The organism is Corynebacterium sp. 5QC2CO (assembly GCF_024580435.1).
In the GTDB taxonomy this organism is placed as follows: Bacteria; Actinomycetota; Actinomycetes; order Mycobacteriales; family Mycobacteriaceae; genus Corynebacterium; species Corynebacterium jeikeium_D.
The window spans coordinates 61,238-81,565 of the sequence record NZ_JANIKI010000009.1 but is presented as its reverse complement, the minus strand read 5'-3'; the positions used below and the strand labels follow the sequence as shown (position 1 = coordinate 81,565).

The following is a 20,328-nucleotide window of genomic DNA, read 5'->3' as shown; positions in this document are numbered from 1 at the left end:
CTTCGCCTACAGGTGACGGGCGATTTCCGCGCCAATCTCGCTTAGTGCCGATCCCCAGCGCTCCCGCGATTGCTCATCACAGGTTTCCTGTGCGCGGTAAAGTGCCTTCTCCGCAGCACCGACATCGCCCAAATGCAGGTGGCACTGTGCAATTTGTGCAAGCAGAGGCACGGCTTGGATATTGAGGTTATCGGACTGGAAAAGTCCCGCCGCCAACTCCAGGTGATCAATGGCGCGCCCTTGATGTCCTCGACGAATCTCTGCTTGGCCGTTCAAGGTGTGCCACATCGCCCAGCGCAGGTGGCGCGGTGGGGTGTCCGCGGTCGGCTCGAAGCCGTCTTTCTCCAGGTTATCCAGCAAATCCAACCAGTCCGCGGCCTTGTCCATCAGCTTCGGTGCAGAGCCACGGATGGGGCGTCCCAGACTGTCGGTCTGCGGGGCATCAGCCTTGTCGCCGAGCTCCTCGAACCCCTGCATCAGAGTTAGGGCTGCTTCCCAGAGGTTGTTTTCCTCAGCCAATGCCGTGGCGGCGTCGAAAAGCTGCTGCGGGCTAGAAGTCGCGGAATCACCAGAAGTAGTCATGACCTAACACTCTACTTTGTGCCACCGCCAGCACCGAAGTGGGCGGGGCGCTAGTATTCGTCGTCAAGCGACTGAATGATGATGACGTCAAGGGCATCGAGAACAGGATGGCCTTCCCACACGTCGCGGGGCAGAAGCTCCTCGACGCGCCGGGCATAGGCGGCGGCACCGTCGGAATCACCCGCGTCGAGACGGTATCGAACACCCGCCAGCAGCGCACGGGCGGCTTCCTCGCCATCGCCGGACTGCAGGTAGCCCTTGGCGGCGGCTTCCACATGGTTGATGGCCAAAGTGTCGCGGCCAGCGGAGTAGAAGACGTAGGCGGCATCGTCGTGCCAGTCGGCGAGTGACCAGTCGTCGGAGATGAGCTTCTGAGAACGCAGCAGAAGGTCCTCAGCCTCGTTGAGCGTGTGGTCAATGGCGGTGGAAGCGTCCTCGGAGACGATCTCGGCGGTGAATTCGGAGCCCTCTTCGGAAATGACCAGGTCAATAACATGAATGATAGAACGCGCAGCCTGGCGGTAGGCCTTGGCAGCGCCCTTGGTTTCGCCGTTGCGTTCAAGGTGCTCGCCGTGTTCGATGAGCAGCTTTGCCGCCTGGCGGGGATTATTGCCGAGACCCGCGGCTGTGGAGGCAATAGAAAACGCCGCGTCAGTGCGTTCTTCATCGGCGGTAAATGCTGACCAGTGCGCAACTGGTTCGGCAAAGCGCAGCGCCTCGTCAACCTCATCGGCGTCGAGGAGACTGCGGGCCAAAACGAGCTGGATATCCATGGTGATGGGGTTAACAGGCATGCCCTCGGCGCTGGCGAGCGCGCGGCGGGCAATCTCGGCGGATTCCGCGAAATCGCCGTGGGCGTTGAGAAGCGCACAGAGCAGACGCACGCTGCGAAGCACCGCGACCGTGAGTCCTGCATCGAGACCAGCCTGCACGATTGGGCGTAGCTGGCGGATTGCCTCTGCTTCCTCACCGGCTTCCAGAGAGAGGAAAGCCAGGAATTGGCGAGCTTCAATCGTCGTGGTGACGGGTTCCGACTGAGGTGCTGCCGCCACGCTGGCTGCGATGCGGGCGGCCCTGCGCAGCTCACCACGGCTGTGCGCGAGCTGCGCCTCCAACAGCTTGCGGTCGTCGAAACTGCTTCGCTTTGGTGCCCAACGTGCGGACCATTCAGAGAGCTGACCGGCGATTTCCGCCCGGCGCGCCAGCGATGCTGCGGCGCCGGCGACAGCCGCGCTGACCAGGTAGTAGTAGGCCTCGCCGGGCTGTGGTGTGGTGGCGACGATGTCCTTAGTAAGACTGATCAACTCGGGGATTTCGGAGTCCTCGGGGCGCCGGCCGGTGATGGCATCACCTGGGTTGGCGTCGATGAAGGCCTCAGCCTCGGCGAATGCTCCGTAGGAGCGTGCGTGCAAGATCGCGGGGCGGATGTTGGCCTCAGTTGCCCAGCGCAGCCACTCGGCGCGTGCAGCAGCGGCTTCTTCTACTAATTCGAGTTGGTCGGCAACTGCATGCCTGAGTGCGTGGAATTCGCCAATGACATCGGGGGAGTTGGTAGGTGCGTCGGCCAACCAGTGCGTGTGGGCGAACTTGGTGACCGCGCGCCAACTGGTGACGTGGTCGAGCGTGGCTCCGGCCTTGCGGGAAATAACCAGCAGCTCCGGGAGGGAGTCCGGCAATGCCTTTAGCGGATTGGGCAGGGGAGGAAAGCCCAGTGGTTCGGACGAGGTCTGCGTTGCTGATGCGTTTTCCGAATTCACTGACGAGTAGTCGGCAGCGATGCCGGCATCCCAATCGCCAACGTGAATTTCAGACTCAGAGTTTTCTTCTTCCCACCAGACCATTGGACTATCTTCGCCCGTGGCATCGGGAAGATGCAAAACTGCTTTGCTTTTCAGACCTGTACAGCCGGATGCGCTATTAATCCGGGTTTGAAAAGCTACGCATTAGTCCACGAACTTCATCGCGCACCGGGTGATCCGGGCCGACTAGGTCGCCGATGCGAACCGCGAACCGGCGGGCGCGTTCCTCATTGTTATCACTAGCAGCAGCACGCACCGCGATAGTCAGTGTGCGGGCGGCGTCGGCAGGGGCGTGGGCTTCTAAGAAAAGCTCGGCAGCTTCGTCGGCGTACTTGTACACGCCGTCGTTGTCCCACACAGACCAGCACAACAGCGCCTGTGCTTCGTGCCACTTGGCCGATTCCCAGGACCCAACCACGTAGCCACGTGAGCGTTCCATCAGGTGGTCGGTCAGCTCACTTGTGGCGCCCACGTTACTGAGTGATAGTGCGGCATCCATCAGAGTTTCCGCAGGCGAAATCGGGGACGAGTATCCGGCACGAATATCGGCCAGTGCGTCGAAGAGCACTGCAGCATGCTCAGTATTGCCCTCTTGGACTGCCGATTCCGCCGCAATGGCACAGGAAAAATCAGTACGTGCGGAATCCTGGGTAGACTCAGACCACTTTGCAACCGACTCCGCTTCCTGGCCGGCATGGCGGAAATCTCCGAGCTCGTACAGTGCCGTTGCCTTCAGCAGCGCGATTTCCATGGTGACTTCACAGTCGGGGTAGTCTGCCGACACATCCTGGGCGCGCTGAGTTAGCTTCAGCATCTCCCCGGCATCGGGCTTGTTGTGTGCCACCTCGAAGTTGATGTCTGCCATCTCACGAACCGCGAGAATATAGTCAGTGTCCAGTCTGTGCTGGTCCGCGACTGCCACGTTGTTCGACAGCATTCGGAACGCAGTATCGCTATTACCGGTCTCTATCGAGTACCGTGCCAAATTCTGCCTCAGCTCGAGGCCCGCGATTACGGAGCGGTTACCGATTGCATTGAGCTGTGAGGCGCAAAGCCGCGCTGCGTCGACGACTTTCCCGGCTCGGTGCAGCAGTGATGCCTCCGTCAGAGTCTTCGCCAACGCAATCGACTCAAACTTATCCTCATTCGGCAGTGCCCGAATCATCTCGTGCAGCTCCCGTGCCAAGTCCTCACGGTTGACCTTTCGCAAGGCGCTCGCAATCCGAATCAGCGCGTCAGTCAGTGCCGCCCGCTTCTTCCACTGGCGTGGGCTAAACGGCTCCTCCGCTTCTTCGCTTGCCGACGATTCCTGCGGCCGCGGCCCATCCGCATCCGTGGTCACCGCGCTGTGACTGCCGGTTGGGGCATCCAGATCGTCGGCAAGCACGAGTGCCCGGTACGAGGTGATTTCCCTGCTCATGCGTGCGATGAGGGGGATTTCGGTCTCTGCGGCAGCAGAGGTGGGGCCATCGGCGATAAAGGTGGTGTAGCGGCGGGCTTCGTCTGCCGCCAGCCGTGCCCGGGCGCGCCAGTACTCCGGGACGTTGTCGTTATCGGATGCCCATACCATCCAGTTCAGGGCGGCATCGTGCGCAGCCGTCATCATGCCGAGCGATTCGGTGACCTCGCGGACTATGCGGTAAAACGCACCGACGTGTTCGGTAACGCCGTGGGCTTCCGGGGCAGAAAAGAGTTGTGGGTTGTAGAAATGATGCGCGAAAACTGATTCCAGTTGGCGCGTGGCCAGGGAATTGTCGGCTGCGGTCGCGTCTGCATAGGCTGCGACGAGCTCCGGCAAATCCGGGCTGTTTCCTTCCTGGTTCAACAGCTGACCTTTCTACGACTGGTTACTACTTTCCTTAACACTGTAATGGGTCACTGTGGCGGAGCTAACTTGTGCCACAGTATGTGGGGTTAAATGGGGCAATCGGTATGAACCTAACGTGAGAAAGATATGCTTAGTTCATACTCAAGGGTGCCTTTAAGGGCGAATAGTAGCGAAAACCGTGGATAAAGTCTTTGGCTTTGACCCAGTTTTTCAATACTTTGTTGTCATTTCTGTGTCACTCTGAAGTGCTCACGTATGAATCCATCGTGCGAATAGGCGGTTACTAATTAATTATGTTGTCCACTATTGATCTTCGCGGTCAGACTCCCACCACCGCCACTCTGCGTCGAGTGTTGCCACGTGGTGCGGCAGACGTTGATTCGATGATTCCCACGGTCAAACCCGTCGTCGATGACGTGGCAGCCCGTGGTGTGGAAGCGGCGATGGAGTACTCCGAGAAGTTCGACCGTATTCGTCCGGCATCCATGCGCGTTCCAGCGGAGGTTATCGATGCCGCGGAAGCCGCGCTGGAAGACGATGTCCGCTCTGCTCTGCAGGAGTCCATCGGGCGCGTGCGCGCGTTCCACGCTGCTCAGAAGCCGAATGACAAGACTGTTGAAATTCTGCCCGGCGGCATTGTCCGCGAGAAGTGGATTCCGGTTTCGCGCGTCGGTCTTTACGTCCCCGGGGGCAACGCCGTCTACCCGTCGTCCGTATTGATGAACGTCATCCCAGCTCAGGAAGCTGGTGTGGAGTCTCTCGTCGTCGCCTCTCCGCCACAGGCCGACAACGACGGCTGGCCGCACCCGACCATCCTGGCTGCCTGCAAGCTGCTTGGCGTGACCGAGGTATGGGCCGTCGGTGGTGCACAGGCCGTCGCGCTGCTCGCATACGGCGATGAAAACGAGAGCCTCGAGCCGGTCGACATGGTCACCGGCCCAGGCAACATCTTCGTTACCGCCGCCAAACGCCTGTGCCGCTCGGTCGTCGGTATCGATGCTGAAGCTGGCCCGACCGAAATTGCTATTCTCGCAGATAACACCGCTGATCCAGTCTCCGTCGCCTACGACCTTATTTCCCAGGCTGAGCACGACGTCATGGCCGCCAGCGTGCTTATAACCGACGACGCAGATTTCGCCGCCACCGTCGACCGCGAGGTCGAAAACCGCTACGAGGTCACCATGAACGCCGACCGCGTTCGTGAGGCGCTCACCGGCGATCAGTCTGGCATCGTGCTTGTCGACGACATGAATATCGGCATCCAGGTTGCAGATGCCTACGCCGCTGAGCACCTGGAGATTCATACCGAAAACGCGCAGGCCGATGCCGAACGCATTACCAACGCCGGCGCAATCTTCATCGGTCGCTTCTCGCCGGTGCCGCTGGGCGATTACTCGGCTGGCTCTAACCACGTGTTGCCGACCTCCGGCACCGCCCGCCACGCCTCGGGCCTGTCAACGCACACCTTCCTCAAGTCGGTCCACATGATTGACTACAACGAAGCCGCGTTGAAGGAAGTTGCCGACAGCGTAGTAGTCCTGGCCAACGAAGAACGACTGCCAGCGCACGGCGAGGCCATCCGTGCCCGCTTTGAGACGCTTCTCGGCTCTGAGAGCAATGGCGCAGAAAAGGGGAACAACTAATGAGCAACCAGCCTGAGAATCAGCCACAGCCGTCGGTAGCCAAGTTGACGCTGGCAGATTTGCCACTGCGCGACGAACTGCGCGGCGAGGAAGCCTACGGTGCCCCGCAGCTCGACGTCGATGTTCGCCTGAACACCAACGAAAACCCGTACCCGCCATCCGATGACCTCATCGCCGACCTGGTGGCGCAAGTGGAGAAGGCCGCCTCTGACCTCAACCGCTACCCGGACCGTGACGCAGTAGCACTGCGCAGCGCACTCGCCGACTATGTCACCCGCCAGACTGGCGTAGACATCACCGTCGACCAGGTATGGGCTGCCAACGGCTCCAACGAGATTCTCCAGCAGCTGCTGCAGGCATTCGGCGGGCCGGGGCGCAGCGCAATGGGGTTTGTGCCCAGCTACTCGATGCACCCGATCCTCTCGTCCGGCACGCAGACGGAGTTCATCGGCATCGACCGCGACCCGGAGACCTTCGACATCGACATGGATAGTGCGCTCGCGGCAATTGCCGAGCACCGTCCTGACGTCATCTTCATCACGACTCCGAACAACCCGACTGGCAACCTGACCACGCTCGCTGACCTGCGCCGCATTATTGAAGCCGCGCCGGGCATCGTCATTGTCGATGAGGCCTACGCCGAGTTCACTGAGGAACCGTCGGCGACAACGCTGCTGGCTGAGTTCCCGTCGAAGCTGGTTGTCTCCCGCACGATGAGCAAGGCTTTCGACTTCGCAGGCGGCCGCCTTGGCTACTTCGTTGCTAACCCAGCATTTATTGATGCAGTGATGCTCGTGCGTCTGCCATACCACCTGTCGACGTTGACGCAGGCCGCTGCCACGGTTGCACTTCGCCACTCGGATGCGACGCTGTCGACCGTCGCAAAGCTTGCCGACGAGCGTGACCGCGTCGTAGCCGCCCTGAACAGCTATGGCTACGACGTGATTGACTCGTACTCCAACTTCGTCTTCTTCGGGCGCTTCGCCGATGCCGCGACGGCATGGCAGAGCTTCTTGGATGAGGGAGTACTCATCCGCGATGTTGGCGTGCCCGGTCGTCTCCGTGCCACTATTGGTCTGCCCAGCGAAAATGATGCGCTGCTGGCGGCGGCCAAGAAATTGGCAGCGACCGCGCTGGCTTAAGCGAAATGCTGCCGGTATATCCCACTACAAGGAGAGATCTGACTTATGCACTTCAGTGATAAGGACCATCTGGAGGCAGAGCGCACTGAGCGCGTTGGCCGTGTCGAGCGCGCCACCCGCGAATCGAGCATCGTCTGCTCGGTGAATCTCGATGGCACCGGCAAGACCGATATTTCGACCGGTCTGCCGTTCTTCGACCACATGTTGACCGCTTTCGGCTCCCACGGCAGCTTCGACCTGACTGTGCACGCCAACGGCGACACCGAGGTCGATGCGCACCACACGGTGGAGGACACCGGCATCGTTATGGGGCAGGCGTTTGCCCAGGCACTGGGGGATAAGTCCGGTATTCGCCGCTTTGGTGACAGCTTCATTCCGATGGACGAAACGCTGGCGCACGCAGTGGTTGACGTGTCGGGCCGTCCGTATTTTGTTGGCACTGGCGAGCCAGAGCAGATGTTGACTGCCGTTATTGGTGGCCACTACGCGACGGTTATCAATGAGCACTTTTTTGAGTCCTTCGCCCTAAATGCCCGTATTGCGCTGCATGTTCGCTGTCTCTACGGGCGCGATCCGCACCACATCACCGAGGCTGAGTACAAGGCTGTGGCCCGTGCCCTGCGTGCTGCCGTCGAGGATGACCCGCGCGTCCACGGTGTGCCGTCGACCAAGGGCACTCTGTAGGGCGCAACTGTAGTAGACAGCCGCCGTAGGAAACCGGAAAATCCGCCTTAGCTGGCATTTTAGGGGAATCGATGGTAACAACGTCTGTAGACGTGCTTTTAGCGCAGGTGTCTACCGCATCGACGCTGAGCACTTATTTTTTGTTCATTGTCGCTGGTCTGCTGGTGGGCGGAACATGGTCACTCTATAAATCCGGATCGAGGGTCGGAACAATTGTCCTTGGTCTCTTATCTGTGATCGCGCTCGCCGGCGCAATTTTGTGGTTGATAGGAGTGATGGAGTAAATGGCGTCCCGGGTGATGGACCGCAGGCAGTTGGACGAACTGGACAGCATGTGGAAAGCGCCCGGACTAGTACCTACGCTAGTCGCCGTGATGGCCGCCTTCGGTGGCTGGTCACTCCTCATGCCTGTCATTCCGCAGGCAATTCTTGACGATGGCGGTGGAACCTCGCTCGCCGGTGCCTACACCGGTGTTTTTATGGCCGCTACCGTTCTCACACAGACGCAGACTCCACGTATGTGTCGCCGTCTTGGCTACGGCATGACCATGCTGATTTCAGGTCTGTTTCTGGGCTTGCCGACGATTCTGCACATCTTTGGCACCGATGCTGCTTTGGTGCTCATTATTGCGGTTCTCCGCGGTATGGGCTTCGGTGCGCTGACTGTCGCCGAGTCCGCATTGATTGCAGAGCTTGTGCCCCTGAAGTTCCTGGGGAAAGCCTCCGGTGTGCTTGGTGTGGCCGTTGGTTTGTCCGAGCTCATTTTCCTGCCGCTTGGTCTCATCATCGCGGACAAGACTGGCTCCTACACTCCGGTTTATATTCTGGGTGCTGTCATTTCGCTCGTTGGCTCGGTGATGGCCCTATTCATTCCGAAGATTAAGCCAGCGCCGAAGGAGGGCAAGGGCGGCAAGGAAGACGTCGGCGATCCTGTGCCTGGATCTGCAGCAACGCAGCCGAGCCCTGTTGAGCACGTTGCCACTTGGAAGCTGGTGGCCATTCCCGCGCTCGCAATTTGCACGATTGCGATGGGCTTTGGTGGTATTTCCGCATTCCTTGCCCCGGCAGCTCGCGAAATTGATCTGGTCTCCGGTGCGGTTGTAGCTGGCCTGTCGCTGAGTGTTCTCGGTGGCGCGCAGATGGTGTTCCGTTACCTCGCAGGAATCTACGCCGACCGGAAGTCTGAGGCTGGAATTCTGCTGATTCCGGCATTGATCAGTGGTTTTATTGGCCTGCTGATGATGTCCGGCGTGGTTCTCTTTGATCTGTCAGCCTGGCTGCTGCTGGTTGCGGCCATTTTCTACGGCGCGGGCTTCGGCATAGTGCAAAATGAGGCTCTGCTGCTGATGTTTGCCCGCCTGCCGCGTGACCGTACCGCTGAGGCCAGTGCCTTCTGGAACATGTCCTTTGACTCGGGCACAGGTATCGGCTCGTTCGTTCTGGGAGCCGTAGCTGCGGCCGCACTCCGTCCGTACCCGGCCGTCTTTGCCTTTGCGGCAGCTCTGCTGGCAGTTGGCCTCATTGGTGCGGTGCTTGACCGAATCATCGGAAAGCACCGTGTGGCGGAGTACCAGAACACCCGCGCTACGCTGCGTCGTCTGGGGGATGCCGTGAAGCGTCGTACGCCAGAGGCCGCTGTACGTGTTGCCCGACCTGCAAAGAATGCAGTGACGCGTTTGACGGTTCGGGATCGCAAGAAGAAGTAACTACATAAAAAGAGACGTGAGAAAAAGACTGGCTGCGCAAGTTCTTGCGCAGCCAGTCTTTTTGGTTAATAAATGCACCCTTGGTGTGGGGCCAGCCATGCCTGTTTACGCGACGGCAACGTCCATCTCGGTGAAGAGAGCCCGCAGGCGGGTTTCAATATCGTCGATAAGCGACTGGAGCTCGTCGTCTGCGAGATTGTCCGGATCTGCGACATCCCATTCCACGTAGCGGTCGCCGGGGACTGCTGGTGTCTCGTCGATGCCCATGAGTACGACAACGTCGGCGCGGTGGGAAACTCGGGGAGTAATCGCCTTTTGAGTGAGGCGTGAGGTGTCCACGCCACGGTCGTGAAGAGCCTCGACGACGCGAGGGTTCAGGCCATCCTCTGGATTGAGGCCGATAGTGCGGATAAAGACTTCGTCACCGACCAGGTGGTAGGCCAGGGCAGTGGCAATCTGGCTACGGCCGGAACCGCGGCTATCGGCAAAGAGAATCTCTTGGCGCGGGGCGAAGTCCTTGCATCCGCTCGCGGCCTTTATGCGCTCGGTGGCCTCGCGTTCGGCGAGGACGGGCAGGAAGTTAGTCACCTTCGCAGAGCTGGACAGCTCTGCAATGACATCGTCGAGGATGGAATCGATAGTCGTAGCATCGCAGGCTGCACCGTAGAGCCGGTGAAGGTCCTCGCGGACAATGGCAAATGATTTACTAAGAACGGATGCGGTAGTCATAGCGTCGGAGCCTCTCTGTGAAAAGTAATCAGGGGTATTAGGGATAAATCAATAACTTAGTTAACCTGTTGTTAACCTTGAGTTTACCAAAGTATTCGGTGGTTGTATACCAGCGCTTTTGCCTGTCCAGGCAGTTTTCTTGGGGTAAGTGGCAAACATCGATTCCCAGCGCCTTAAAATGTCCAACTATGGAACAAGTCTCACCTTCGACGAAGACCCCGACCGTTGCCATCCTTGATTACGGCTCCGGTAATTTGCGTTCAGCTGAGCGCGCTGTGGCCACCACGGGTGCCGAGGTTATTGTGACCGCCGATCCGAAGACCGTGATGGAGGCCGATGGTCTGCTCGTTCCCGGCGTCGGTGCCTATGCCGCATGCATGGAGGGGTTGCATCGAGTGCAAGGGCCGCGCCTGATTGGCTCTCGACTCGCAGGTGGTCGGCCCGTGATGGGAATCTGCGTGGGTATGCAGGTGCTCTTTGACCGCGGCGTCGAGTATGCCGACGGCATCCACGCAGCGGAGACCGACGCATCCGCAGCTGTCACCGGCACCCCGGGGTGTGGTGAATGGCCCGGTACTGTCGAGCGTCTCGAGGCGTCGATTCTGCCGCACATGGGCTGGAACACGGTTGAAGCACCGGAAGGCTCAAAGATGTTTAAGGGGCTGGAAGATCAGCGTTTTTACTTCGTCCACTCCTATGGTGTGCGCAAGTGGGACCTCGACACGGATTCTCGCATCGCTCCGCCGCTGGTGACGTGGTCTGCCCACGAATCCGATCGGTTTATCGCCGCTGTGGAAAACGGTCCGCTGTGGGCCACGCAGTTCCACCCTGAGAAGTCTGGTGAAGCAGGGTTGAAGCTGCTGCAGAACTGGGTGGACACGCTGTAGTTGCCCAATCGGTAGTATCTGCCCTAACCGCACTACCTGGTAGGTGACGGAATTTCGCCACCTAGACCACCTATACTGAGATAACTAGCAACAAGCGTCGTGGTGACAATCGCCACAACGCCCAAAAGTCGAAGAGAGTAGAGCCCCATGAGTTTGACCCTGCTGCCCGCTGTAGACGTAGCCGATGGCCAGGCTGTGCGCCTTGTTCAGGGTGCTGCTGGAACCGAGACTTCCTACGGTGCACCGCTGGAAGCTGCCATGAATTGGCAGAACGCAGGCGCTGAGTGGATCCACCTGGTCGACCTCGACGCCGCGTTCGGTCGCGGTTCGAACTACGACCTGCTTGCCGACGTCGTGGGCAAGCTCGACGTGAAGGTAGAGCTCTCCGGCGGTATTCGTGACAACGCTTCGCTCGAAGCTGCGCTGGCCACCGGCTGTGCCCGCGTCAATATTGGCACCGCCGCACTGGAGAACCCGGAGTGGTGCCGCGAGGTTATCGCCAACTACGGCGACCGTGTGGCCATTGGTCTGGACGTTCTTAACGAAGAGGGGCAGTGGCGCCTGCGTGGCCGCGGCTGGGTCTCCGACGGCGGTGACCTCTGGGAGGTGCTGGAGCGCCTGGATGCTCAGGGTGCATCCCGTTTCGTGGTGACTGACGTCTCCAAGGACGGTACCCTGCAGGGGCCTAATGTGGAGCTGCTGCGCGAGGTCGCCGCTGCTACCGATGCTCCAATCGTCGCTTCCGGCGGTGTCAGCAGCCTGGACGACATTGCAGCTATTGCCACACTGGTCGATGAGGGCGTTGACTCCGCAATTGTGGGTAAGGCGCTCTACGCAGGGCGTTTCACTCTGGAAGAGGCCCTGGCAGTAGCTCGCGGCTAAAGAGAACACTTTCGTGGCCGGACCGGGGAGACGTCGTCAAGCGAAAGCGTTAACGAGCAAACGGCACCCCGGCTGAGACGGCGGATGAAGGACTTAGAAAGTATGGATGCCCTGGAACCGCGGGCGATGCTCGCTATTGCTGAAGCGGCGCTCGATGAGGTCGAAGGCCTGTTCACGCAGCAGGTGGGCGCGGACCCGGTTGTCATGAAGCCGCGCGGAGATTTCGCGACGGAGACCGACCTGGAAATTGAGCGTCGTCTGCGCCAGCTCCTCACGCAGTACTCTGGCTTGCCCGTCTACGGCGAAGAATTCGGTGGCAAAGTTCCCGAGGAACATACCGCCTGGGTCATCGATCCGATCGACGGCACGACGAACTATTCCAACGGCTTTCCACTGTGTGCCATGCTGCTCACGCTCATGCATGAAGGGGAGCCGGTGGTCGGCATTACCTCCATGCCTCTGCTGCGCCGTCGTATCACCGCAGCTAAAGGTAGCGGCACATTTGTCAACGGCCGTCGCGTCAACATCGATGCCGAGGCCGGCCGCCCGGTTTCGATTGCCTTCGGCTCCGTCATCGCGAGTACCGACGGCACACTCCCGCGTAAGTGGCGCCAACTGCTGCTGTCAAAGGTGGGCGAACGCTATCCGACGATTCGAATTACTGGCTCTGTTGGAGTGGACTTGGGCTCCACCGCGATGGGGGCATTCGGCGGCACCGTGACTTTCTCACCGCATGTGTGGGATAACGCAGCTGGTGTACTGCAGATTTCCGAAGCTGGTGGCGTGGTCACAGACTTGGCGGGCAATCCCTGGCGGCATGATTCCGTAGGCGTGCTGGCGGGAACTCGAGACGTTCATGCCACGCTGCGGTCGATTATTGACCAACTGGGTCGTCCGGAGACTTTCCGGAGCTAAACCGTGGGCGACGCCCCTGAGCTGGGTGGTTGCGCAAACCGTCGAGCCACAACTTTGAGCTAACACGAGGAGAACTTAAAAACTATGTCTCTGGCAGTACGCGTGATTCCTTGCCTGGATGTCAACAATGGGCGGGTCGTCAAGGGGGTTAACTTTGAGAATCTCCGCGATGCCGGCGATCCGGTGGAGCTGGCCCGCCGCTATGGTGAGGAGGGCGCTGATGAGCTGACCTTCCTGGACGTCACGGCTTCCAAGGATGGCCGTGGCACCATGCTTGACGTGGTGCGCCGCACCGCAAGTGAGGTCTTCATTCCGCTGACGGTCGGCGGTGGCGTGCGCAGCGTCGAGGATGTCGATCAGCTGCTCCGCGCCGGAGCTGACAAGGTCAGTGTCAATACCGCTGCGATTGCACGTCCAGAACTGCTCAGCGAGCTGTCGCGCCGCTTCGGTGCGCAGTGTGTCGTCCTGTCGGTGGATGCCCGCCGCGTTCCCGAGGGAGGCACGCCGCAGCCGTCGGGCTTCGAGGTGACGACGCACGGTGGTTCACGCTCGGCCGGGATTGACGCCGTCGAGTGGGCATGCCGTGGCGAGGAGCTCGGGGTCGGCGAGATTCTGCTGAACTCCATGGATGGCGACGGCACCAAGGACGGCTTCGACCTGGAGCTGCTGGAGAAAGTCCGCGCTGCCGTCGACGTCCCGGTGATTGCCTCTGGCGGTGCGGGTAAAGCGGAGCACTTCCCGCCGGCAGTGCGCGCCGGTGCCAACGCGGTGTTGGCCGCATCCATTTTTCACTTCGGCGAGGTCAGCATTGCTGAGGTTAAGGAAGAGATGGCCCGCGAGGGAATCGAGGTGCGCCAGTGACTGGTCTAGCCCCGGGCGCTGCAGCTCACGGCGCCGGAGACGATCCGCGTGAGTACACGCTCCCGGCAGATATCGCGGACATCGCCAAGTTCAACGCTGACGGCTTGATTCCGGCCATTGTGCAGGAAGAATCCACTGGTCGCGTGCTCATGATGGCGTGGATGGATTCCCACGCACTGGCGTACACCATTGCTACCAAGCGCGGCACTTACTGGTCACGGTCCCGGTCGGAGTACTGGATTAAGGGGCTTACCAGCGGTCATTTCCAGACCGTGACATCGCTGGCGTTGGACTGTGATGGCGATACCGTGCTGATGCAGGTAGTGCAGGACGGCGCGGCATGCCACACTGGCTCGCATAGCTGCTTTGACGTGCATCCCGTGTTCGAGGGCTAATCAGTCGATCCGGGTTGCCGAGGTGGGGATTTCGTCGTCAAGCGCGCCCACCTCCGGTGAAGTCCGGGGTTAAGTGATGTGCAATCCGGGGTGCGTGGCACAATAGCGGCTATGACTCGTATCACCATGACCACGCGTGAGCGCTTTCGTGAACTGGCTGCACACCATCGGGTCGTGCCCGTGGTTCGCAAGGTTTTGGCGGACGGCGAAACGGCGCTGTCGGCCTACCGCAAGCTCGCGGCCGATCGTCCCGGCACTTTCTTGCTGGAGTCCTCCGATGTGGGGCAGTCGTGGTCGCGCTGGTCATTTATCGGTTGCGGCAGTCGCGCCGCGCTGACGGTGGATGATGCGGGGGAGGCAACCTGGATCGGCAATGCGCCGTCGGGTGCGCCAGAGGGCGGAAATCCGCTGGATGCGCTGCGTCGCACGCTGGAGCTGCTGCACACGGAACTCCCGCTTGCCGACGACGCTTCGGTGCCCAAGCTCACCTCTGGTCTGGTTGGCTACTTCGGGCATGACATTGTCCGCTACATCGAGCCACAGCTGCCGGATACCACTGACAATGATTTACAGATTCCGGAGCTCATGCAGCTGCTGGTGGAGGACCTGGCTGCTTTTGACCACCACGAGGGCGTGCTGTGGCTGATTTCCAATGCTGTCAACTGGGACGGCTCGGATGAGCGGATTGACCAGGCGTATGACACCGCCTGTGACCGTGTCAATGCGATGGTGGAGCGGTTGTCAGAGCCTTCTGATCTGCGTCCGGCGGAAGTTAGCTTCCCAGAGCCGGTAATTCGCCGCCAGCGCGCCGCCGAGGACCACATGGATCGTATTGAGCGCTGCAAGGATCACATCCGCGCCGGTGATGCGTTCCAGATTGTGCTCTCGCAGCGGTTCGAAATGGACACGCAGGCCTCCGCTTTTGATATCTATCGCATCCTGCGGGTTTCCAATCCATCGCCCTACATGTTCCTGGTCAACGTTCCAACCAAGGACTTCTCCGATACCGCTTTCCAAATTGTCGGTTCCTCCCCGGAATCGCTCGTGGCAGTCCAGGGCAGTGAGGTCATCACCAACCCCATCGCGGGCACACGTCCGCGCGGTGCCACGGTGGAGCAGGACAATGCCCTGGAAGCTGATTTGTTGGCAGACGAGAAGGAAAACAGTGAGCATCTGATGCTCGTCGACCTTGGTCGCAATGACCTCGGACGTGTCTGCCGCCCGGGCAGTGTTGTTGTGCACGACTTCCGTCATATTGAGCGCTACAGTCACGTTATGCATCTGGTCTCTACGGTCACCGGCGAGCTTTCCAGCGATGCCACGGCCGTCGACGCGTTCGCGGCCACCTTCCCAGCGGGAACGCTGTCGGGTGCGCCGAAGCCTTCCGCGCTGAGCATTATCGACAAGTTCGAAGACACGCGCCGGGGTGTTTACGGCGGCACTGTTGGTTACTTTGACTTCCGGGGCAATACCGATCAGGCAATTGCCATCCGCACAGGTGTGAAGAAGGGCGATACGGTCTATGTTCAGGCTGGCGGCGGAATTGTCAGCGACTCTGACCCGGTGGCAGAGGATGAGGAGACCCGCAACAAGGCCGCGGCTGTGCTGCGAGCTGTCGCGGCAGCTGAGACACTAGTCCCAGCGGAAAGGAGCTAGGTTTTCGATGAAGTCGACAACGATGCTCTCCGGTGGTCTCATTGGCGTGGCCGCAGCGGGAATGTGGTTGTGCAGCCGTAGTGCGTGGCTGACGGTCGATACTGTTGATGACAAGTCCGGTCCGGCGACCACAGATTTGGTGGGCGCTGTCTGGGCTCCAGAGTTGACGTCGATTGCGCTGGCAATGGTGGCTGCATTGTTTGCCACCACCATTTTGGGCTCACTGGGGCGCCGTATCGTCGGTGGTCTCGCGGCGCTGCTCGCAGTTGCGGCGTCGTGGACTCCGATGACTCTGCTTGCCAGCGGAGAAGACGGTGTGGATTCCCAGCGGGCACTGGATTTGTTGACGTCGGGAAGCGCCTCACAGCGCGCCAGTGATGCGGTGACTGTGGCAGACTGGGCGCAGATCTCAGCGATTGAAGTGCATGCGATGGGGCCAGCCCTGGCCTTGCTATGCTGCGCATTGGCGCTGGTCGGAGCGGTATTGCTGGTGCGTCGCCCGGGTACTGTGAAGAAGCAGAAGTCCAGCGCGTATGAGACCCCGGAGGTACGCCGTCAGCGTATCGCCGAGGACCTGGAGGAAGACCCGCAGTCGGGTCGAGTTCTGTGGGATGCTTTGGATGCCGGTGTAGATCCTACGGATCTGGATAAGGAGTAAGGCCGTGGCTAACGTTCTGGACAAGATTATTGAGGGCGTGCGGGAAGATCTCGCTGCTCGGGAAGCCAAGATTTCCTACGGTGAAATCAAGGAGCTCTCGCTGAAGGCGCCGTCGCCAATTGATGCTGTGGCGGCACTGGCTAAGCCCGGGGTGCAGGTGATTGCAGAGGTCAAGCGTGCCTCTCCGTCGAAGGGAGAGCTGGCTGACATCCCTTCGCCGGAGGTTTTGGCGGCAGAGTACGAGCAGGGTGGCGCGGCTGTCATTTCCTGTCTGACTGAGGAGCGCCGCTTCCGCGGTTCGCTCGCCGACCTCGATGCCGTGCGCCGCGCGGTGAACATTCCGGTGCTGCGCAAGGACTTCATCGTCACTCCGTACCAGGTCCATGAGGCCCGCGCACACGGTGCCGACCTCGTGCTGCTGATGTGCTCCGCTTTGGATCAGCCGACGCTGGAATCCCTGCTGGATCGCACTGAGTCGCTCGGCATGAACGCTCTGGTTGAGGCGCACACCGCAGAAGAGGTCGAGCGTGCCGAGGCCGCTGGCGCCAAGATCCTCGGCATCAACGCCCGCAATCTAAAGACCCTCGACGTGGACCTCTCCGTGTACGAACGCCTTGCGCCGATGCTGCCGGATCATGTTGTGAAGGTGGCAGAGTCCGGTGTCAAGGGGCCGGAGGAACTGCGCTACTACGCCTCCCACGGCGCCGACGCGGTGCTGGTGGGCGAGGGCCTGGTTACCGCGGGCAAGCCGGGTGAGGCTTGCCGACGTCTCGTTGCCGCCGGTGTCCACCCGACACTCCGCAGCGAGTAGTGGCAATTCGCGGTTGCGATAAGCAGCTGCATCGCACCGCGAACTTCGCCTCTTTTGGTTGCCAGCCACACCTGTTGTGCTGGCACGCCACAGTTTCTTAGGCCTTATGTCCCCGCAACGGGTGGGGATAGTCCACAATAGATAACTGTGAGTGACCAAGATTTCAAGAATCATGATGCCCGCGGTGACCGCCTGCCCACGATGGGTGAGGTTATCGCGGAGACAACGAACCACGAGTCAGATGCCATTGGGCACTGGGGTAAGTGGGGCGGCCAGTTTGTGCCGGAGGCGCTGATGGCCGTTATCGGTGAGGTCACCGATGGCTACGCGAAGGCCCGCGTTGATCAGGATTTTCTCGATGAGCTCGACCGGCTGCAGCGTACTTATGTCGGACGTCCCTCGCCGCTGTACTACGCGGAGAAGTTCTCCGCTGATATCGGCGCTGACGTCTGGCTCAAGCGCGAGGATTTGAATCACACCGGTAGCCACAAGATTAATAACGTCTTGGGTCAGGTTCTGCTTGCCAAGCGCATGGGCAAGAAGAACATCATTGCCGAGACAGGTGCTGGCCAGCACGGTGTCGCAACCGCGACTGCCTGTGCGCTGCTCGGCCTTAACTGCCGTATCTACATGGGCAAGGTCGACGCAATCCGCCAGCGCCTCAATATCGCCCGCATGCGCCTGCTTGGTGCCGAGGTTATCGAGGTCGAGATTGGCTCGAAGACTCTCAAGGACGCGATCAATGAGGCCATGCGTTTTTGGGTTTCACACGCCGATGACACCTACTACTGCTTCGGCACTGCAGCCGGCCCGCACCCGTTCCCAACAATGGTGCGCGACTTCCAGCGCATCATCAGCGCCGAGGCACGCCAGCAAATCCTCGCGGAGACCGGCTCGCTTCCCGACGCTGTCGTGGCCTGTGTCGGCGGCGGTTCTAATGCGATTGGCGCGTTCCACCACTTCATCGATGATGAATCGGTTCGACTGATTGGCGCTGAAGCTGGCGGTGACGGTGTTGAGACCGGTCGCCATGCAGCACCGATTTCGGCCGCCGGTAATCCGGGTGTGTTCCAGGGCTCCTTCGCCGCCCTGATGCAGAACGAGGACGGCCAGATTACAGAGTCCCACTCGATTTCCGCCGGTCTGGATTACCCGGGCGTGGGCCCGGAGCACTCGTACCTGGCTGATATTGATCGCGCCTCCTACCTGCCGGTGACCGATACCCAGGCGATGCAGGCATTCCAGGATTTGACTCGAATGGAGGGCATCCTGCCCGCTATCGAGTCCGCACACGCGGTGGCTGCCGCTCGGCTCATCAGCGGTGATCTGAATGAAGAGCTGGGCCGTAAGCCGCTGATTATTGTCAATGTTTCCGGTCGCGGTGACAAGGATGTCGACACCGCTGCTAAGTGGTTTGATCTGATGGAGGAGTCCTAAATGAGTCTGAGTGACATCTTCGACAAGGTCCGTGAGGAAAACCGTGCAGCATTTATCGGCTACTACCCAGCGGGTTTTTCAACCACCGACAAGTCGATTGAGAACATCAAGGCGATTGTCGACGCTGGCGCCGACATCATCGAGGTTGGTCTGCCTTTCTCCGACCCGATGATGGATGGCCCAACCATTCAGGATGCCGCCAACGTGGCTCTGGATGCGGGCTTCCGCACCCGTGAGATTATGCGTGTGGTCCGCGAAGTCACCGAGCACGGCGGTACCTGTGTGGTCATGAGCTACTGGAATCCGATTCTCCAGTATGGTCCGGAGCGTTTCGCTGAGGACTTGGCCGCCGCTGGTGGTCGTGGCACCATCATCCCGGATCTCATCCCCGAGGAGGCCGGCCAATGGCAGCGTGCAGCTGAGGCCAATGGTCTGTCCAACATCATGTTGGTTGCTCCGTCATCGACCAACGAGCGTCTGCAGCTAACCGCTACCGCTTCGACCGGCTTCGTCTATGCCACCAGCCACATGGGTGTCACAGGTGCCCAGGCCAGCGTCGACTCGGCCGCTGGCAAGCTGGTTGCCCGTACGCGAGAGGTCACCGACACCCCGGTGTGCGTTGGTCTGGGCGTCTCCAATGGGGCACAGGCCGCCGAGATTGCCGAGTTCGCAGATGGTGTTATCGTCGGCTCGGCACTGATTAAGGCTGCGATGAAGAGCACCGATGACCTGGTAACGCTCGCCCATGAACTCGCTGCGGGCGTACGACGAGAGAGCTAGCGTACCTATGAGTTCCACCCTTGTCCTCGCTGAAACTGCAACGACGTATCTGGCTAACATTCCCTCTCCGTCGCAGGGGGTGTGGCAGTTAGGGCCGCTACCACTGCGCGGCTACGCGATTTCCATCTTGGTTGGCGTACTCGTCGGCATTTACTGGATGCAGCGTCGCTACGCGGCCAGGGGTGGAGACCCGGAGTTGGTCCTCGACATTGCCATTGCGGTTATTCCAGCGGGCATTATCGGCGGCCGTCTCTACCACGTCGCCACCGACTGGGAAAAGTACTTCGGCCCCGGCGCCAATCCCGCCGATGCGCTGAAGATCACTAATGGTGGTCTCGGTATTTGGGGCGCGGTGGCGCTGGGGGGGCTGGCCGCGTGGGCGGTCGCCAAGTGGCGGAAGGTTCCGTTTGCGCCTTTGCTCGACGCGGCTGCACCCGCCATTATTCTTGGGCAGGCCATTGGGCGTCTGGGCAATTGGTTCAACCAGGAACTCTACGGTGGCCCAACGTCACTTCCGTGGGGCCTAGAAATTTACCAACGAGTTGATGAGTTTGGCCGGGTTGCCCCTGTCACCGGAACGTCGACAGGCGAAGTGCTGGCCGTGGTGCATCCAACGTTTCTCTACGAGATGGTGTGGAACGTCCTCGCCTGTCTGGTCATTCTCTGGGCGGACCGAAAGTTCATGATGGGCGGAGGACGCGTCTTTGCGCTCTATGTCGCGGCCTACACTTTGGGGCGTTTCTTCATCGAACTCATGCGCGTCGATGACGCAACGCTGATATTCGGTGTGCGTATTAATAACATCACGTCGCTCGTGGTCTTTTTCTGCGCTGTCATTGCTTTGTGGATTCTGCGGTCCAAGAGCCGCGAAACCGCAGCTGAAGTCAGGGGAGAGCGCGAGGCTGCTGAAGCTCACAGTGCTTCCAACTGACG

19 protein-coding genes are annotated in these 20,328 nt (G+C 60.3%); 15 read left to right on the top strand and 4 right to left on the bottom strand.

The window, feature by feature from the left end; genetic code table 11:
• Positions 1-6: 6 nt before the first annotated feature.
• From NQ014_RS08395 to NQ014_RS08385, 3 genes are all read right to left on the bottom strand, one after another.
• Entirely contained in the window at positions 7-582 is a 576-nt protein-coding gene (locus NQ014_RS08395; RefSeq protein WP_257074746.1) for a hypothetical protein, read from the bottom strand.
• Positions 583-632: 50 nt separating this feature from the next.
• Positions 633-2,423 carry a hypothetical protein gene (locus NQ014_RS08390; RefSeq protein WP_257074744.1) on the bottom strand — a complete coding sequence of 597 codons (1,791 nt, stop codon included), beginning with the start codon at positions 2,421-2,423 and terminating at the stop codon, positions 633-635.
• Positions 2,424-2,499: 76 nt separating this feature from the next.
• On the bottom strand, positions 2,500-4,206 hold the full coding sequence (locus NQ014_RS08385) for a hypothetical protein (RefSeq protein ID WP_257074743.1): 1,707 nt from the start codon (positions 4,204-4,206) through the stop codon (positions 2,500-2,502).
• A 296-nt stretch (positions 4,207-4,502) separates the two neighbouring features.
• Here NQ014_RS08385 and hisD point away from each other — a divergent pair, with 296 nt between their 5' ends.
• The 4 genes from hisD (at position 4,503) to NQ014_RS08365 (ending at position 9,384) form a co-directional block, all read left to right on the top strand.
• Entirely contained in the window at positions 4,503-5,852 is a 1,350-nt protein-coding gene (hisD, locus tag NQ014_RS08380) for a histidinol dehydrogenase (protein WP_257074740.1), read from the top strand.
• The gene (locus NQ014_RS08375) at positions 5,852-6,994 is read left to right on the top strand and encodes a histidinol-phosphate transaminase (protein WP_257074739.1); all 1,143 of its coding nucleotides are present in this window, start codon (positions 5,852-5,854) and stop codon (positions 6,992-6,994) included. The genes hisD and NQ014_RS08375 overlap by 1 nt, the downstream gene beginning before the upstream one ends.
• A 45-nt stretch (positions 6,995-7,039) precedes the next feature.
• The gene (gene hisB / locus NQ014_RS08370; RefSeq protein WP_257074738.1) at positions 7,040-7,678 is read left to right on the top strand and encodes an imidazoleglycerol-phosphate dehydratase HisB; all 639 of its coding nucleotides are present in this window, start codon (positions 7,040-7,042) and stop codon (positions 7,676-7,678) included.
• Between the two features lie 284 nt (positions 7,679-7,962).
• Positions 7,963-9,384 (top strand): MFS transporter, encoded by a 1,422-nt coding sequence (locus NQ014_RS08365; RefSeq protein ID WP_257074737.1) that lies wholly within the window; start codon positions 7,963-7,965, stop codon positions 9,382-9,384.
• Between the two features lie 105 nt (positions 9,385-9,489).
• Here NQ014_RS08365 and NQ014_RS08360 read toward each other — a convergent pair whose 3' ends face one another.
• On the bottom strand, positions 9,490-10,113 hold the full coding sequence (locus NQ014_RS08360) for a low molecular weight phosphatase family protein (RefSeq protein WP_257074736.1): 624 nt from the start codon (positions 10,111-10,113) through the stop codon (positions 9,490-9,492).
• A 188-nt stretch (positions 10,114-10,301) separates the two neighbouring features.
• On the opposite strand from NQ014_RS08360, the gene hisH reads away from it, so the two are divergent.
• The 11 genes from hisH (at position 10,302) to lgt (ending at position 20,326) form a co-directional block, all read left to right on the top strand.
• The gene (gene hisH, locus NQ014_RS08355) at positions 10,302-11,000 is read left to right on the top strand and encodes an imidazole glycerol phosphate synthase subunit HisH (RefSeq protein ID WP_257074735.1); all 699 of its coding nucleotides are present in this window, start codon (positions 10,302-10,304) and stop codon (positions 10,998-11,000) included.
• Positions 11,001-11,147: 147 nt separating this feature from the next.
• Positions 11,148-11,882, top strand: coding sequence for a bifunctional 1-(5-phosphoribosyl)-5-((5-phosphoribosylamino)methylideneamino)imidazole-4-carboxamide isomerase/phosphoribosylanthranilate isomerase PriA (gene priA / locus NQ014_RS08350; RefSeq protein WP_016422946.1), 735 nt, complete (start codon positions 11,148-11,150; stop codon positions 11,880-11,882).
• A gap of 102 nt (positions 11,883-11,984) precedes the next feature.
• Complete coding sequence (locus NQ014_RS08345) at positions 11,985-12,797, top strand: inositol monophosphatase (RefSeq protein WP_048734639.1); 813 nt, start codon at positions 11,985-11,987, stop codon at positions 12,795-12,797.
• Positions 12,798-12,881: 84 nt separating this feature from the next.
• On the top strand, positions 12,882-13,658 hold the full coding sequence (hisF, locus tag NQ014_RS08340; RefSeq protein ID WP_257074734.1) for an imidazole glycerol phosphate synthase subunit HisF: 777 nt from the start codon (positions 12,882-12,884) through the stop codon (positions 13,656-13,658).
• Positions 13,655-14,053, top strand: a complete 399-nt coding sequence (hisI, locus tag NQ014_RS08335; RefSeq protein ID WP_373467716.1) for a phosphoribosyl-AMP cyclohydrolase — start codon at positions 13,655-13,657, stop codon at positions 14,051-14,053. Before hisF ends, hisI begins: the two co-directional genes overlap by 4 nt.
• Before the next feature lie 111 nt (positions 14,054-14,164).
• Entirely contained in the window at positions 14,165-15,709 is a 1,545-nt protein-coding gene (locus tag NQ014_RS08330) for an anthranilate synthase component I (protein WP_257074733.1), read from the top strand.
• Positions 15,710-15,716: 7 nt separating this feature from the next.
• Positions 15,717-16,367 (top strand): TIGR02234 family membrane protein, encoded by a 651-nt coding sequence (locus NQ014_RS08325; protein ID WP_069359163.1) that lies wholly within the window; start codon positions 15,717-15,719, stop codon positions 16,365-16,367.
• A 4-nt stretch (positions 16,368-16,371) separates the two neighbouring features.
• Positions 16,372-17,178 carry an indole-3-glycerol phosphate synthase TrpC gene (trpC, locus tag NQ014_RS08320; RefSeq protein WP_049170320.1) on the top strand — a complete coding sequence of 269 codons (807 nt, stop codon included), beginning with the start codon at positions 16,372-16,374 and terminating at the stop codon, positions 17,176-17,178.
• 147 nt (positions 17,179-17,325) lie between these two features.
• Positions 17,326-18,615, top strand: a complete 1,290-nt coding sequence (trpB, locus tag NQ014_RS08315; RefSeq protein ID WP_005510336.1) for a tryptophan synthase subunit beta — start codon at positions 17,326-17,328, stop codon at positions 18,613-18,615.
• Positions 18,616-19,395, top strand: a complete 780-nt coding sequence (gene trpA / locus NQ014_RS08310; RefSeq protein WP_257074731.1) for a tryptophan synthase subunit alpha — start codon at positions 18,616-18,618, stop codon at positions 19,393-19,395. It begins immediately after the preceding gene.
• A 7-nt stretch (positions 19,396-19,402) separates the two neighbouring features.
• The gene (gene lgt / locus NQ014_RS08305) at positions 19,403-20,326 is read left to right on the top strand and encodes a prolipoprotein diacylglyceryl transferase (protein ID WP_257074728.1); all 924 of its coding nucleotides are present in this window, start codon (positions 19,403-19,405) and stop codon (positions 20,324-20,326) included.
• Positions 20,327-20,328: the final 2 nt, after the last annotated feature.